The following is a 17,177-nucleotide window of genomic DNA, read 5'->3' on the forward strand; positions in this document are numbered from 1 at the left end:
GCACCATCTACGATGGCAAGTCCCTGACATAATCTTTACCTACAAGTTGAGAATATCTAAAGGAAAGTAATCTTAAATATTATTAGATAATTTACTAGAATACATGTTTATTGACCTAACTATAAATATACTAAAAAATTGTCTTGACAAAGGGGCCCACTTTATATAATAACTGGGATAAGTTATCAACATATTTCAATTACTCACCGGAAATTAGGAAGATTATTTATACTACAAACGCATTAGAGGGCTTCAATAGGCAGCTTAGAAAGTTTACGAAGATAAGAACAGTATTTCCAAATGATGAAGCACTTAGAAAATCTCTTTACCTAGCTACTGAGAAAGTCATGGAAAAATGGACTTCTTCATCCCAAAATTGGGGGATGACATTAGCACAATTGACTATTGTGTTTAATGATAAACTAGGTGAAGAGATACTCTAAAATTTAGTTAAAATTTTTATATTTTTTCCTGTTGTGTATTTAGTTCTTTTAGATATAAAAATACGCCCCCTAAAGTAATGAATTTATATTTTTTTAACTCTCTACCTTAAGGGGAGCGTATCAAAATTTTTTTCAAAATTATTGAAACCTTTTGTAATAGTAGTAGTGCGAGAATTATTACTATACTGCAGCTAAAAAGGTTATAATAAATTTACTTAGGTGAAGTTAGTTAATTTTCTGGCAGAGTGGTGTAAGCTTTAATAAAGCAGTTTCAATGAATGCTAATTAGGATTTAATCATGACAAGTTACTTGAGTCAATATCATAGTCATGAAAATATGCTTCTAATTTTTGCTTTGATGATTTTAACAGTCCAATTATATTCTGCAATTTTTCTTCTGAAAAACGAAAAGTTGGAATGCACACACTTAAAGCAGCAATAGTCTGTCCTTTATTGCATAACGATATTCCAACACAGTTTACAAGTGGAGTAGACTCTTCATGTTCTATTGCATATCCTCTAGCACGAGTGTCATCCAATTCTTTAAATAATTTATCAAAATCAGTAATAGTATTTGGTGTAATAGCTGTTAGGCCTTTGGGATATAACTTATATATTTCTTCCCTTGATTTTTCTACAAGTATAGCACGGCCTATTGCAGTACAGTATAGAGGAAGTTGTTTGCCAACGTAAGATACAAGACGAATTGGTTCAGATGAATCTTCTTTTGCAATATAAAGTAAATTGTTTCTAGTTTGTATACCAAGCTGACATGTCTCATTACTCATAAAAACTATGTGTTTCATTTCTATTTTTATTAATTCTAAAGTATTCATATGTTTACTATATGATGATCCAACTGAAAAAGTAGCAATGCCTATGAAATATTTTGAAGTTTCTTTTTGCATATAAATAAATTTCCTTGATGCCATAGTATGTAACAATGGCATGATACTACTTTTTGGAGCACCTAGTGCTTTTGATAATTCTGTTAATGTCATTCCGTCACTATTTGTAGATAGAAGTTCAAGTATGTCTAATACACGTTCCGTTGGTCTATGCTCAGTAGATGTCATAATTATTCACCCATTTATTCATATATTTTTTATTAATATTATATCAGAATGAAAATAATATTTCTATAACATGTATTTTAGTCTATTTTATTAATTTAAACAAGTTAAAAATTACTTACTCATATTTATAATAAGTTCTATATTAAAGTCAAAATAAAGATTGACATAAACATAAAAAGGTGGTAATTTTAATCATGACAGTACTTATTTACAAACTAAGTACGTAAATACGTACAAGGAAATAGGAATATATACATTACAATGCAAATACTATTTCTATGAAAAATTTAATAGTGATTGGAGGAAAGATATGATTTATTATGTACCGCCAATTAATTTAATTGGAAAGGAAGTTTAAGTGATGCTGGAAACCGGATTAGGGGAATGGAATGTAAAAAAGCTTTCATTTCAACTGGCAAATTTTCAACTAAGAATGGGACAGTAGAAAAAGTAACAAAAATCCTTGAGGATGTTGGAGTTGATTATGTTGTTTATAATGAAGCAAAACCAAATCTTACAGTAAAAAATGTTGAAGATGGTCTGAAAATTTTAAAAAAGGAAAATTGTGATATTGTAATAAGTATTGGTGGAGGTTCTCCACAAGATTGTGGAAAAGCAATTGCCGTATTAGCAACAAATGGTGGAAAGATAAATGACTATGAGGGAATAAATAAGACTTCTAAAAAATCTTTGCCGATTGTGGCAATTGCAACTACTGCAGGAACTTCTGCTGAAGTTACAATCAATTATGTTATTACAGATGAAGAACGTCATGTCAAGATGATAATGGTGGATAACAATGCTCTAGCAACTATGACTGTAAATGATCCAGAACTTATGATAAGCATGCCGCCAGCTTTAACTGCTGCTACTGGCATGGATGCATTGACACATGCCGTTTAGGCAGTTGTGGCAAATGGTGCTAATGATGTAACGGACGCTACAGCGCTATATTCTATTAAGAAAATATTTGAGTTTTTACCTAGAGCAGTAAAAAATGGACAACATATTGGAGTTAGAGAGCAAATGTGCTATGCATGTTATTTAAATGGTATTGCATTTAGTAATGCAGGATTAGGTAATGTTCATGCAATGGTTCATCGGCTTGGAGGATTATATGGCTTACCTCATGGTGTTTGTAATGCGATTCTTTTACCAGTAGTAGAGGAAGAAAATGCAAAAGGAGCACCTAAGAAATTTAGAATTATGGCTGAAACAATAAGATATGATGTAAATAATAGAACAGACGAAGAATGTGTAGAATATGTAATAAGCCGTATTAAGAGGTTATCTGAAGAAGTTGGAATTCCAAAATCATTAAGAGAAGTTGGTGTTCCTAATCCGGATCTTGATACGCTAGCTGAAAATGTTATGAAAGATGCTTGTGTCGGTGCAAATCCAATATTTTCCAGCAAAGAAAAATTAATAGAATTATTCAAGAAAATTGCTTAGTTAAATTTGAAGACGTATAACATTAAATGAGGAGGAGTAAGACTGTGGAGAGAAGTAAGAAAATTCTTTGTGGATTACAGAACCAATATTACAGGGCTACATGGAAATCAATGGGGTTCTCAACAGATGATTTAAAGAGGCCTATGATAGGAATAGCTAATGCATGGAGTGAGTGTGTTCCGGGACATTTTAATTTGCGTCAAGTTGCACAGCGAGTGAAAGATGGTATATATCGTGCAGGTGCAACACCAGTTGAGTTCGGAGTGCTTGGTGGATGCGATGGCATGGGACAAGGGCATGATGGAATGCATTATATCCTTCCATCAAGAGAACTTATTGCAAACTCAGTTGAGTCTATGGCTCAAATTAATTTATTTGATGGTATTGTGCTGCTAGGTTCCTGTGACAAGATTGTACCGGGAATGTTGATGGCAGCAGCAAGACTTGACATACCGTGTATATTGTTACCAGGAGGTCCTATGGAAGGTGGTATTGTATTTGATGGTCGTAAGTCAGACCAAACTTCGAGTACGGAAGCTTATGGAATGCTAACTGCTAATAAAATTACTGAGAAAGAATATGTGTCTTTAGAAAATCTTGCGTGTCCTACCTGTGGTTCATGTTCGTATTTGGGAACTGCAAATACAATGTGCTCATTATCAGAAGCATTAGGTATGACATTACCAGATGGAGGTATAATACCAGCATCATCTGCAGCACGTCTTGCTATTGCCGAAAAAACAGGTATTAAGATTGTTGAATTAGTAGAAAAAGGAATTACAGCTCGTAAGATTATTACAGAAGAAAGTGTAAAAAATGCAATTAAAGTATGTCTTTCAATGAGTGGTAGTACAAATGCTGTAATGCATCTTACAGCTATTGCTTATGAGGCTGAATTAGATATTAATGTATTAGAAGAATTTGATAAGTTATCAAAGACAACCCCTCAGCTTGCTAAAATTAATCCTTCATCTCAATATAACATGGTTGATTTTTATCATGCAGGTGGAGTCATAAAGTTAATGGAAGAAATGGAGACAATTATTGATACTAACCAAATGACCGTGACATGTCATAAGGTATCGGAAAATATCAAAGAACATATATATCAATATCCAGAAAATTCAAACATAATTAAGACCATGAAGGAACCATTTGGATATGAAGGTGGAGTCGCTGTACTTCGTGGAAATATTGCACCTGATACTGGGATTACAAAACCAGGAGCATTCGATAAGAGTTTGCATCATTTCATAGGAGAAGCTATTTGCTTTAATTCAGAAGAAGAGGCAGAAAAAGCAATTTTAGAAGGTAAAATACATCCAGGGCATGTAGTTGTAATACGTTATGAAGGACCTAAGGGTGGACCTGGTATGCGTGAAATGTATAAGGCCATGAAATATTTATATGGTCGTGGATTATCAAAATCTACAGCATTAATAACAGATGGGCGTTTTAGTGGAACGAACAATGGGTGTTTTGTTGGTCATATATCTCCAGAAGCAGCAGAGGGTGGTCCAATTGCGATTATAAAAGATGGAGATAAAATAGAAATAGATGTTGAAAAACGTAGTTTAAATTTAATGATAAATGAAGAAGAAATCGCTAGTAGATTAAAAGAGTGGAAACGTCCAGAACCAAAATTCAAAAAAGGATATTTGGGGTTATATTGTAAGATTGCAGCGTCGGGTTCTGAGGGAGCAATCATGAAATATGATGAGCTTTAAGGCGAATTTATACTTTAGAATCTATTTAGAGTTTCAAGTAGATATGGATATAATTTAATAATTAAGAAAGGATATTTTAATATGTATAAAATAATTACTCCAGTGGTAACAATCTTTGATGAACATGAAAAGCCAGATTATGAGGCAAACAAAAAAGTTATTGATTTTTTAGTTGAAGGAGGCATAAATGGTATTCTTGTGCTTGGTTCAACTGGAGAATTCACAGGTTTAACGAAAAAGGAAAAAAGTGATTTTTTTAGGTTTTATTCAGAATATACTAATGGACGTGTTGAATTATACGCAGGTACAGGATGCATGAATTTTGATGATACAGTAGGGTTATCTAATGAAATACATTCTATGGGATATACTGCAGCTATGGTTATAGGACCATACTATTATGGATTAGATCAGGAGAAAATATTCATTTTTTATAATACTTTGGCTAAATCATTGAAGGGAGAATTATATATTTATAATTTTCCTGCTAGGACAGGGCATTCTATTGCACCGCAAACAGTTAAGAAGCTTTTAGAAAAAAACAGCAATATTGTTGGAATAAAAGATTCTGTTTCAGATCCAAATCATACAAATTTGATTTGCCTTGAAGCAGAAGGACATGCATTTACTGCGTATTCTGGATTTGATGATCAATTTCTTTACAATATTTCATCTGGTGGCAATGGGTGTATAGGAGGTCTCTCTAATATTGCTCCAGAAATATGGAGTGATTTAGTTAAAGCTGCTAATAACAAAGACTTTGATAGATCATTACGTTTGTCTTATTTGATTCATAAGCTCATGCCACTTTATGATATGGATTCAAATTTCTCTCTTTTATTCAAAAAGTTAATGGTCCATCGTGGAATAGGAATTTCCACAAAGGCTATTTTTCCATTTGATCAGATACAAGAAGAAATATATATAAAGGCAGAGAGTCTTTTAGACAATGTGCTTGAAGAGTATAACAGACTATGATAGTATCTTATACTTTAAAAGTTGAAACATTTAATTTATACCATGATTATATTTAAAACTCAAGGAAAATTTTTTTAAGGTTTTCCTTGGGAAAAATTACGAGGGAGGATACAAATTAATTATGAGTTATGTTAATGATAAAAAAATTCCAAATGAACGATGGAAACATATTATTCCACCATGTATTCTTGTATATATAGTTGCTTTTATGGATCGTACCAACATAAGTTTTGCAATAGCAGGAGGAATGGACAAAACTTTAGGTATGACTTCAACTATAGCTGGACTGGTTTCAGGAATATTTTTCGTTGGATATATGATACTTCAAATTCCTGGTGGAAATTATGCTGAGAAGAAAAGTGCAAAAAAATTTATAAGCATATCGCTTATTGCATGGGCGGTTCTTTCGGTAGCAAGTGGATTCGTAACTTCAATTTGGCAACTTTTGATTTTAAGATTCTTGCTTGGAGTTGGAGAAGGAGGAGTATGGCCAGCAGTTCTTGTTATTATTTCTCACTGGTTTCCAAATGAAGAACGTGGAAGAGCAAATGGATTTTTTATGATGAATTTTGCTATAGCATCTATTATTACAGGACCTATATCGGGCTGGATCATATCGTTTTCAAGTTGGAGATGGGTGTTTATAATTGAGGGATGTTTAGCGCTTATACTTATACTAATATGGTATCCATTAATAAGTGATCGTCCTGAGAATGCAAAGTGGATATCTGAAGAAGAAAAAGATTGGATTATAAATAGCTTAAAAGAAGAACAATCTAAAATAAAAAGTAGTAATAAGACTTCTAATGGGGGCAATGGTATTTATACAAATTTAGAATTGTGGAAACTTACTTCAAGCTATTTCTGTTATCAAGTAGGAATATATGGATTCTTTTTATGGCTTCCAACTTTGATAAAACAACTCACAAATTCGGGAATAAGCAAAATAGGTATTTTATCTATTTTCCCTTATATTGGAACACTCTTTGGGATATGGATATTCTCAGTTTTATCAGATAAGACTATGAATCGTAAGCTCTTTACAGCATTACCTATGCTTGGATTAGCAATATCATTGTTTTTATCTGTTCAATTTAAAAACAATATGCGGGTTTCATATGGATTTTTAATATTATGTGGCTTTTTCTTACAAGGATATAACAGTAGTTTTTGGTCGATGCCTCCTCTTATTTTTAGTTCAGATGAAGCTGGTGGTGCACGTGGATTTATAAATGCATTAGGAAATTTAGGGGGATTCATAGGACCATATTTTGTAGGATGGTTAACTGTTGCTGTAAATTCTAATGTAAGCATATACTTTTTAACAATTTCTATAATAATAGGATGTCTAATTAATGCATCAATTAAATTTGATAAAAAAACAAATTCAAATATACTAAGTGGTTCTAAAAATTGTTAGAATTGTAGATTGTACCTCTTGTAAAGGACAAATAAAAAGGAACTATTCACCCAATGTCATTAAGTTAATGATTTTGAGACAGCAGAATCAGGGGGCTGTCGCACTAAAAAATTAGTGCGGCAGTTTTTATTGTATAAAAAATAAATCTCTCACAATGGAACAATCCTGTTATAGAGATGCTAACTTTATGTAGAAGGTTCACCTGTATCAGACCATTCTACATTTGCAAGGTTTCGCAGTCTTCACTTTTCACCATGTCCAGAAACAATTATGGCCGAAATGACAAATTTTCTTTATGAAATTGGAGAAGTACTAGGAAATTTAAAAAACTTGAAGAATATCTTAATAAGCTAAAAGAATATACTCAAAAAATCCATACCTGTGGTAAGCGTAACAGCTACTCAAAAACTGACAAAGATGCAGTGTTTATGAAAATGAAAGAAGAGGCCATGAAAAATGGCCAGTTAAAAGCAGCTTATAATGTACAGCACGGAGTGGATTCTGAATATATAGTCTGGCTTACTGTAGGTGATAAGCCTGCAGACAGCACAACATTAATTCCGTTTATAAAAAGTATGAAAAATTTCTTGTACTTTAAGTACTTAAACATAACTACAGATTCTGGTTATGAGAGTGAAGAAAATTATCTCTATATTAAAGAAAATATGCAGTTGTCATTTATTAAGCCAGCAAATTATGAAATATCCAAAACAAGGAAATATAAAAATGACATAAGCCGGATAGAAAATATAAACTACAATGAATATTGAGACTATTATATTTGCGAAAGTAATAAGAAACTAACTGTAAATAGAATAATAAAAAGGAAGAGCAAGACTGGCTATGTAAGTGAAAAAACAATTTATACATATGAGAATTGTAGTAACTGTGAGTACAAAAGCAAATTATAAAAGGGCACAACTGCAAAACCCCATTAGAAGAAAGAACTAAAAATCTTGAAACCTCAAAGCTGTTCAATATGCTCCGCAAAGAAAAACTTGAAAGAATTGTAAGTGAAAAAGGTTGTGGACTAAGAATGAATCGAAGTATTCAAGTAGAAGGTTCCTTTGGAGAAATAAAACAAGATATGGGTTTTCGTAGATTTCTAAGCAAAATTAAAAGGAATGTTTTATCTGAAAGTATTCTATTAGCAATGGCACATAATATAAATAAGTTGCATAATAAAATTAAGTCAGATAGAACTGAAACTCATCTTTTCTCACTTAAAAAAAGTGCCTAATTTTGAAATCTTAAAAACTTTTTGAATTAAAAAAAGGGAGAATGGGTATAGATTTGTGTAAAAACCAAATCTATACCCATTATTTTTTATAATGAAAGAATACTTACGTTATATTTATATTCTTGTCCATTTAATCCACTCTTCAGGATGAGTCATTGTCCATTGTAATTCTTCTAAAAGCACCTTTATGTGATAACCATCTACTGCAGCATGATTAATTGTAATAGATAAAGGCATCGTAATTATACCATTGGTTTCAGTAAATCCACCGGATTCAAAAATTGGTGCATAATAATTTTTTGCATTTTGTAATTGCATTGATAAACTATTAAAACTAAACCACGGAACACAAGAAATTATGTAATTGTTAGAAGGTGGTTCTCCCTTTGATAACATAATACTATTATTTTTACCATACTGTTTCATGTCCCAAATATAATTTTTATAAAACACTTCGAAATCATCATCATATTCTGTCCAGAGAAATGTTATTGTTTTACTTTCTTTATGGAATATTGGATAAAAAGGAGTCCGATAATCCCAATATCCTAACACATCATCTTGAATTGCCATAAGAAATTCCTGATGTCTTCCAATAGCTCTGGTTATCAAATAAAGATATGCAGAAAAGAATTTTAAGCCTTTACTTTTTAATGTGTTTCTAAGAATTGTAACATTAACTGTTACATTAATGGAATAAATAAGTGTGGATACCGTCTTTGTAAAATAATTATATGTGTGGGCTCTTGACCATGTCTCCATGTCAATAGCATGAAAATTTGTATTCATATGCTTATACCTCTATTTGATTTCAATTAAGTTATAATCAAATTATAACCTCATGTATTATAATTTATCTAGTTCATGAATAATTCTGTAAAGAAATTGTTCACACGATAAAAAATAAAAAACGGTATTTTTGTATTATCCAAATTGATAACATAAAAATGCCGTTTACTTTTACATTTCTGTTATATCAAAGATAACTTTTGAAAAACAGTAAAACCTTACAAAACTGTAAGGCTTTTTTATATAAATCGATTTGTTGATTTCCTTAATTCATATAAAATCTATTTATCTGATGAAACGTGCAAAGAATATGTCAACTTAAGAAGTTTAAGGAGGTTACTAACCATGAAAAAACTTATTACTTATATTAAAAGATTTATAATTTGTTTTTCACTTGCTGCATATATTTTTCCAACTCTATGCGCTTCAATATTTAGTTTTCGCTATATTGTTAAAAACATTTTCCATTAGATAAAAATATAAATAGAGTTTATGGCATTTCCTATAGATCAAAATTTCAACCTAGCTTTTCTCCCAAATAAAATTATGCTATATTAAAATTACTATAGCATAATTTTAAAAGGAGGAAATTGCTTTGTATAAGATACTTGTTGTTGAAGATGATATTAAATTAAATAACCTTATAACAGAGTATCTTCAAAGGTATAAATATGAAGTCGTTAATATACAAGATTTTAAAAATGTAGATACTGAGTTAGAAAAATCAAATGCTGATTTAGTTCTTTTAGATATAAACTTGCCTTATTATGATGGCTTTCAATTATGTAAGACTTTTAGAAGGGTATCAAAAATACCTGTAATTATTATTTCTTCAAGATGTAGCGATGAAGAACAAATACGTGGGATTGAGTTAGGAGCTGATGATTATATTGTAAAACCTTTTAACTTTGATTTTTTGCTTGCTAAAATACAAGCTGGAATAAGAAGAGCATATGGTGAATATGCAAATGAATCAAATATACTTGAAAGTGATGGAGGTATTAAACTTAATAAAGATACTTTTAAGATACTTTATAATCACATTGAACTTGAGCTCAGTAAAAATGAATTCAAGTTATTAAATATGCTTATTAAAAATGAAAATAAAATAGTCAGTAGGGAAGAACTTCTGGAAGAGCTTTGGGATGATTCCTTTTTTGTAGATGATAACACTTTAACAGTAAATATAACAAGAATAAGAAATAAACTTAAAAAATTGGGTGTTAGTGAAGCTATATCAACCAAGCGAGGTGTAGGATATATATTCCACACAACTGCAAATAAGGGGAATTAGTATGGATAATAAAAAAGTATTAGTAAACTTTTTAAAAGATAAATTAGCATTTACTGTTGGGTATTTCCTCAATACAATTTTAATTCTCTTTTATGGTTATTTGATAAGCAACAAAAGTGATGTGATATACCCTTTACTTATATCTATAATAATATATGCATTTATAATATTTAATGAATGGATTAAATATTATAGGTTCAATAGAAGTTTTAATGAGGGTATAGAAAGTAGATACTTTGATTTAAATCCAAAAACAAATGAACAGAAAGAAATATCTAAAACTATATTTAAAATTCATGAAAACTATACAAATAAGATAAGTACAATTTATGCACAAAATGCAGATAATAAATATTTTCTATCCCAATGGATTCATAATATAAAGACGCCCACTTCAATAATTGATCTTGTTGTTCAAAAAGCTGCTAAAGGAATAAATTATAGTAACGAAAATTCCACAATAAACCAAACAGATATATTAAAATTATTCTTGGATATAAGGGAAGAAAATGATAAAGTTAAAAGCGGTTTAGATCAAATTCTAAACATTGATAGATTAAATAGTTTTTCTAAAGATTATGATCCTCAAGAGGTGGATTTAGTTTTATTATTAAAAGAAGTTATCAATAGTAAGAAAAACCAGTTTATTTATAATAATGTTTTCCCTAAAATAGAATTTAATTATGAAAAAATATTAATTATTACAGATAAAAAATGGAATAAGTTTATGCTTGAACAAATTATAGCCAATGCTATTAAGTATTCTGGAGATAGCAGGCAAAAGAAATATGTATATTTTAATATATATTTAGATAATAAAGAAGTAAAATTAACTATTAGAGATGAAGGTATTGGAATTCCGGGTTATGATATAAAAAGAGTTTTTGAACCATTTTTTACAGGAGAGAATGGAAGAAAAGTAGGTAATGCAACAGGTATAGGCCTATATATATGTAAATTAATATCAAAAAAGTTGAATCACAATATAAATATAGATTCTGAAGTTGATAAGGGGACTACTTTTTCAATTGCTTATCCATTAAAAAATTAAATACAACGGGGTGATACTAATGGAGATCTTGAGTACCGAGGATATTATTAAAGTCTATGAATGGAATTTAGAAGTTAATCCTACTAATGTTTTGAATGGTATAAATCTGAGCATTGAAAGTGGAGAATTTACTGCTATTATGGGACAATCAGGCAGTGGTAAGACGACTTTGCTTAACATTTTGTCGGGAATTGATAAGCCTACCAGCGGAACAGTAAAGATAATGAATCAATACATAACTTCACTAGACAAAACAGAACGTTCTATCTTTAGACGAGAAAACTTAGGAATTATATTTCAAAATTTTAATCTTCTTGATAATATTACCCTTGCAGAAAATGCGGCACTTCCATTGATATTTAAAGGTATCAGTACAGAAAAGATTAATGAAAAAATAAAAGAATATTTTACGTTTTTTAATATATACAATATTAGAAATAAATATCCCTATAATGTATCTGTAGGTGAACAACAGAGAGTAACTGCATGTAGAGCACTAATAAATGATCCTTGTATTATTTTAGCTGACGAACCAACTAGCAGCATTGATCCAAATACCTCAAAAAAGTTTATGAAGTATTTGCAAAAAATAAATGAGCAAAAAAGAGCAACAATTCTTATGGCTACACATGACATATATGCTGCAAGTTGCTGCAGCAGGGTTATTTTCATAAAATCGGGGAGAATATTTGCAGATATATACACAAAAGGAGATCAGCATACTTTTTTTAATAGAATATTAGACACCCTTGCTGTAATTAGTGGTGAGTGATATGAATTGGAGAAAGATGCTTGAACAAACTATAAAATTAAATTTAGATCAATATTTTGCATATATATTCTCTCTTGTAATTTCAGTTTCATTCTTCTTTACTGAGCTAATATTTTATAATTCATATGTAACAGCAATTGGACTAAAAAATGTTTTTATACTTCCATCAATTGCAGTTTTTAATACAATGTTGTGGAGCATTTTTACGTATATTTCCTTTATAAAATATAGGCAAAAAGAATTTGCAACATTTTTGACTTTAGGAATGACATGCAGCGAAATTAAGATGCTAATTTTTATGGAAAATGTTCTAACTTTTTTTATCTATATGCCTATAGGATTGATTTTAGGTGCAGCATTTTCAAAAATCATTGTACTTTTTGCATTAGAATTTTCAGGAATGTTTATTTTTACTTTCAAATTTGAATCAATTGTTTTTATAGTTACCATTGGGTACTATGTTTTTCTTACTATTATATTCATTTTATGGACATTTAAATTTATCGATAAACTGTCAGCAATTAATGAAGTGAACTATAAAAATTTGTATATAAAATATTCTAAGAAGAAAGAGTTTGCAAAAACAATAATTTCTATTTTAGTACTGTGTTATATAAATTTTAAGGAAAGAATGTTTGTAAACTTTCAATCTAGATATTATGTTGACTACTCTTTAATATGTATATTAGTAATTTATATATTATTTTTAGCTTTTATAAAAATTTTTACTGCTGTTATAAAGAGAAGTGAAAGCTTTTATTATAAGAGAATTTTATTAGTAAATGAGCTAGAAGATTCTTTGAAAAAAAATAAATATATAATTCTTTTTATTATTTTCCTAAATACTATATTTATTACCAGCAATAGAGTGTATAGTTTGCCCAATGTAAAAACATTTTTTAATATTTACAGTATTTTTCGTGGGTCCGCTTTCAATTTCATATATATGTTTATTGTACTATTGAGTTTTATTGTTTCTTCTAATATTTTATATTTTAAAGCAAAGATAGACTTTTGCGGCTGGCAGCTTAAACGGACTAAATTATATTATATTGGATTAATTGATGAAGAAATAGATACCTTGTTAACATATAAAATTAGAGCAATATTTTTTTTACCTGCACTTTTAACGGTATTATCAAGTATTGTATATATTTACGTTTTAAATACTAATGGAGAATTTAGGATAGGTACGTTTAAAATATTGGCATATTATATTATTGTTCAATTGCTAGGATATATTATTACTAAAAATAAAATATCAATATTAAATAACTAGTAGAGTATTAATAATTATGTAAGTTGTATATTTATTACAAATGAGGACACAATATTAATATTAGAGGTTGATATATACAATCGTGCAAAAGAAACAAAAATAGAAGAATCCTTAGAAACTTTAGCAGAAACAAAAGCAGAGATAGAATTTTTGGTTGTCTGCAAGTGTGAGAGATGTGTACGTGTGCCAAAAGTAAAATGTATAAAAATAAATGATATTAAAAATATTAAGTTGTAAATAAAATACTATAAGTATCATGAATTTTTTTAATATACTAAAGCGAGTAAAATCAATAGCTAAGAAAAAAGGGTGTCCAATACGTTGGATATCCTTTTATATATTTCTAGATAGGAGAAATAAAGATTATGATAGAGAAAGCTCATATTGTGGTAGGTGTTGCTGCAACTATAAATATATTAAACATAAATAAGATACATTTAACTTTCATGAAATAGTTACAAGACAATTATGACACACAAAATTTTGAAGAACATAGTATTGTTCCTAATATTATATTTAGGGGTAGACCAGAAACTATTTTTGGTTGTGTAGAAGCTAACCAAGGTGCTGCTGCTTTAATAACACGTAAACAAGCTAGTTCTTATCTGGCTAATAATGTTGTTCTAATTCCAATTGTACTTAATATTCCGGCTATATTAGGAGCAATTATTAATAAACATAGTCAAAAAAATCTTAAAGTTAAAGAACTATTTAATATGTTAATAGGTATAAATATTAAATAATGAAACGTGACTGTACCAGTGAATATATACTGTCTTTGCATTACAAAATAAAAGGCTCAGAATTATTAGAGCCTTTTATAGTAGTAAAGTTTTTAAATTTTGTGTTAACAGCATCTGCAGTTATTATCTGCAGCTATTGCGGAAAGTCTTGGGTTAGTAATGGTAACAGAAGCATCAGTTGTAGCTGTAGTTGCTACTACTGAATAGGTACAGCATTTATGGTGGCAAGTGTCACAATCACAAATAAAGAAAGAAAATGTTGAAGTACCAGAAAATCCAGGTGCTGTAGGTGGAACTATTAGAGTTGTAAATGGAACTGAAAAAGCCAACTGTGGCCCAACTGGTATTGGGTTAAGTTGATCATCGCAAAGTTTAAATACCTGGAAGTTTACAACTGTGCTATCAATAGTGGTAGGGCTTGAATAAGCTAAAGTGCTTGTAAATTCAAGCTTTACACATGGATCACATAGGCAGGAAGTATTTAAAGTAAGAGTACTAACGGTAAAAGTAGTACCTGCTAAAGTTCCTGGAGTTATTGATATCGCACTGCCTGGTGTTCCACATTTTAAAATAGACTTGTTTTCTTTATGACTAAATTTATTACATGGGTAACAGTTATCATCATGTTTCGGATTATCTGAAATAATTGCAGTTAGCCTTGCTGCAAAAATGCCAACATTACCAATAATAGGAGTAGATCCACCAGCTGAAACAACAATACTATATGTGCAGCATTCATTAGAACATGAGTTACGATCACATACAAAAAATGTAAACATATTAGCAAAAAGAGCTGGTATCGATTGTGTAAAAGAAAATTGTGGGCCAATAGGAATTGGTAGTTGATTATTACAAGATCTATATAATTGAAAGTCTAAAGTTCCTTGAAAAAGTGTTCCAATTATATTAGATGTAAATTCGAATATTATACATGGATTGCGAAATTTAGAAGTATCTAGGGTGATAGTAGCGGTAGGTACAGAAGTTCCTACACGCGCACCATTAAATAATAATGCCTGGCCAACCTCTCCGCATTTTAGTATTTGTCTGCATGAGGTACTGCTCTTATTACTATTTTCATAATCATCCTTAAAATTAGCTTTTGATGATAAGTTCATATTATTCACTCCTCTACATTGAGAATTTTAAAAATTCAACTTAACAGTAATATGTACTTATAAACTAGTAATACTATCAACTATAAGGAGGAATTTTGCAAAGATTTTAAGATTATGGGTTAAACTAAAAAACATCTAAATAGGTAATTTAGATGTTAAAACTGCCTAGCTAAAGTTATCTAATATAGAATACGCGCTAAATTAATAAAGGTGATTATAAGTTTATCGTCAGCAGATAAGTTTTTACTGATGGAATCTGAAAAAGACAAATCTTTTAGAGTAAGGGTATATTTTAAATTTGAGAAACTATTGTATCAATATTATAGTTTATGGATGGAGAAGGCAAAGTATAGTCGAGAAAATTCACTACAGAATGGAATTACATAGGATTATATTCTTCAAATAATAAAGGAAAAAAATCTATAAAAAGTCAAATCACATTATATTATATAAAAACCCAGGTAGCATTTTCTTTAATAGCCCTCCACAGAGAGCATCAGCCAAAGCCGCATCCATTTGAATTTTCCACATCCCATCCGTTTTGTTAAGAGTTATTTTCAAGTTAGTTGTAACCATTTTATTATCAGAATTTTTAATTGCTTCAATAAGTGGATTATATGCATCTTTATAATGCGGTATATCTTTATATACATTTGATAAATCACGGTTAGTAATTTTCACTTGAGCTGTTGTGACATTTCCATTTTCCTTTACTTCTCCTATATCATAAGAAAAATTCTTTATAAACTCTTTCTCTGTTTCATCTAAATTATTGCCAAAAAGCTTATTATCCTTATATATGAAAATACCTTCACGTCGCTCTTTATATTGAATAAACTGATTGAATTTCTTGGAATCCCCATTTTTTAGCGCTTCAAAAGCAATTTGTATAGTTTGTTTGGGAGAAGTTTTTGATGACAAGCCAGTCGTTTTATTACCATCACCTGATAAATTTCCACAAGCAGATAATAAAACTGTAAATACAAAAGCAAGTACTAAAAAACATTTTGTTTTCATTTTAATGACCTCCTAAAAATGTTTTTACTAAAAAAGGAAGGGTAAAAAGAAACAGAATTGCAATAGCAGAAATGCCAGCAATAAATAAAAGTATATTAAACATTTTTCTGGATTTAATATTCTCCTTATTTTCTTTAGAATCAATTTCTAGTGGCTTACTTATCTGCTCCTCACCTTTTAATAAATAGTCCGTACTAACATTATAAATTTCACTTAATTTAATAATATTATTGATATCTGGATTGCCTTGGTTACTTTCCCATTTTGATATTGCTTGTCTTGTTACTCCTAATTTTTCTGCTAACTGTTCCTGCGAATATCTTTCATGCTTTCTTAACTTCTGTAATCTTTCAGATATGCTCATTAACTCGCCCCCTCTATTCTTCAATTATATAGAAAACGAAAGGTTGCAGTCTACCAAAAAGTGCTGAAAATTTGTCAACGAAACGTTGCTATCCGTTTTTTGTTACTGTATACGTATAGTCAATATGTTTATTGGGGACTGGATTCTTTCCGCAATTCCACTTAAGAATTCCAAAACAAATAGAATTTCAATATCTTTTAGTGTTTTAATAATTCTCATGTTATCATCCTCCAAATATAAAAAATAAAGCATTTATTGAGTTTTCAAATCAACAAATGCTTTTCTTTTTGTCAAGAAAACCACCGGTAATGCCGGTGGATAAAAGGGCTTAAGCTCTGAACAATAAAAACCCCCTATGATATAATTTGAACGACTGACAATCGCAAAAATTAAAATATCATAGGGAGGTGTCGT

14 protein-coding genes and 2 pseudogenes are annotated in these 17,177 nt (G+C 30.0%); 11 read left to right on the forward strand and 5 right to left on the reverse strand.

Annotated elements, in window-relative coordinates:
- Positions 1-164 precede the first annotated feature (164 nt).
- Positions 165-443: pseudogene (locus WY13_RS20575) on the forward strand (transposase); the annotation flags it as partial.
- A gap of 296 nt (positions 444-739) precedes the next feature.
- Here the strand turns inward: WY13_RS20575 and WY13_RS12085 are convergent.
- The gene (locus WY13_RS12085) at positions 740-1,519 is read right to left on the reverse strand and encodes an IclR family transcriptional regulator (protein WP_063555905.1); all 780 of its coding nucleotides are present in this window, start codon (positions 1,517-1,519) and stop codon (positions 740-742) included.
- A gap of 384 nt (positions 1,520-1,903) precedes the next feature.
- On the opposite strand from WY13_RS12085, the gene WY13_RS22305 reads away from it, so the two are divergent.
- The 6 genes and pseudogenes from WY13_RS22305 to WY13_RS22315 form a co-directional block, all read left to right on the forward strand.
- Positions 1,904-2,422, forward strand: coding sequence for an iron-containing alcohol dehydrogenase (locus WY13_RS22305; RefSeq protein ID WP_431602463.1), 519 nt, complete (start codon positions 1,904-1,906; stop codon positions 2,420-2,422).
- Between the two features lie 6 nt (positions 2,423-2,428).
- The gene (locus tag WY13_RS22310; protein ID WP_431602464.1) at positions 2,429-2,971 is read left to right on the forward strand and encodes a hypothetical protein; all 543 of its coding nucleotides are present in this window, start codon (positions 2,429-2,431) and stop codon (positions 2,969-2,971) included.
- Between the two features lie 44 nt (positions 2,972-3,015).
- Positions 3,016-4,698, forward strand: coding sequence for a dihydroxy-acid dehydratase (gene ilvD / locus WY13_RS12095; RefSeq protein WP_242866483.1), 1,683 nt, complete (start codon positions 3,016-3,018; stop codon positions 4,696-4,698).
- Positions 4,699-4,779: 81 nt separating this feature from the next.
- A complete protein-coding gene (locus WY13_RS12100) occupies positions 4,780-5,676 on the forward strand; it encodes a dihydrodipicolinate synthase family protein (RefSeq protein WP_063555907.1) in 897 nt (298 codons plus the stop codon).
- 121 nt (positions 5,677-5,797) lie between these two features.
- Positions 5,798-7,096, forward strand: a complete 1,299-nt coding sequence (locus tag WY13_RS12105; protein ID WP_063555908.1) for an MFS transporter — start codon at positions 5,798-5,800, stop codon at positions 7,094-7,096.
- Between the two features lie 145 nt (positions 7,097-7,241).
- Positions 7,242-8,336 (forward strand): annotated as a pseudogene (locus WY13_RS22315) (transposase); the annotation flags it as partial.
- 114 nt (positions 8,337-8,450) lie between these two features.
- Here the strand turns inward: WY13_RS22315 and WY13_RS12120 are convergent.
- A complete protein-coding gene (locus WY13_RS12120; RefSeq protein WP_063555911.1) occupies positions 8,451-9,125 on the reverse strand; it encodes a CatA-like O-acetyltransferase in 675 nt (224 codons plus the stop codon).
- Positions 9,126-9,720: 595 nt separating this feature from the next.
- Between WY13_RS12120 and WY13_RS12125 the strand changes: the two genes are divergently transcribed.
- The 4 genes from WY13_RS12125 to WY13_RS12140 are packed head-to-tail and all read left to right on the forward strand — an operon-like array spanning position 9,721 to position 13,521.
- Positions 9,721-10,419 carry a response regulator transcription factor gene (locus WY13_RS12125; protein WP_063555912.1) on the forward strand — a complete coding sequence of 233 codons (699 nt, stop codon included), beginning with the start codon at positions 9,721-9,723 and terminating at the stop codon, positions 10,417-10,419.
- A 1-nt stretch (position 10,420) separates the two neighbouring features.
- A complete protein-coding gene (locus WY13_RS12130; protein WP_063555913.1) occupies positions 10,421-11,470 on the forward strand; it encodes a sensor histidine kinase in 1,050 nt (349 codons plus the stop codon).
- Positions 11,471-11,489: 19 nt separating this feature from the next.
- Complete coding sequence (locus tag WY13_RS12135; protein ID WP_063555914.1) at positions 11,490-12,242, forward strand: ABC transporter ATP-binding protein; 753 nt, start codon at positions 11,490-11,492, stop codon at positions 12,240-12,242.
- Position 12,243: 1 nt separating this feature from the next.
- Entirely contained in the window at positions 12,244-13,521 is a 1,278-nt protein-coding gene (locus tag WY13_RS12140) for an FtsX-like permease family protein (RefSeq protein ID WP_063555915.1), read from the forward strand.
- A gap of 847 nt (positions 13,522-14,368) precedes the next feature.
- Here the strand turns inward: WY13_RS12140 and WY13_RS12145 are convergent.
- The 3 genes from WY13_RS12145 to WY13_RS12155 form a co-directional block, all read right to left on the reverse strand.
- On the reverse strand, positions 14,369-15,382 hold the full coding sequence (locus WY13_RS12145) for a DUF4489 domain-containing protein (protein WP_063555916.1): 1,014 nt from the start codon (positions 15,380-15,382) through the stop codon (positions 14,369-14,371).
- Between the two features lie 435 nt (positions 15,383-15,817).
- Positions 15,818-16,399: a hypothetical protein gene (locus tag WY13_RS12150; protein WP_063555917.1), complete on the reverse strand. Its 582-nt coding sequence runs from the start codon at positions 16,397-16,399 to the stop codon at positions 15,818-15,820.
- A 1-nt stretch (position 16,400) separates the two neighbouring features.
- Positions 16,401-16,763 (reverse strand): helix-turn-helix domain-containing protein, encoded by a 363-nt coding sequence (locus WY13_RS12155; RefSeq protein ID WP_063555918.1) that lies wholly within the window; start codon positions 16,761-16,763, stop codon positions 16,401-16,403.
- Between the last annotated feature and the right edge of the window lie 414 nt (positions 16,764-17,177).

Source organism: Clostridium ljungdahlii, assembly GCF_001636845.1.
GTDB classification, from domain to species: domain Bacteria; phylum Bacillota; class Clostridia; order Clostridiales; family Clostridiaceae; genus Clostridium_B; species Clostridium_B ljungdahlii_A.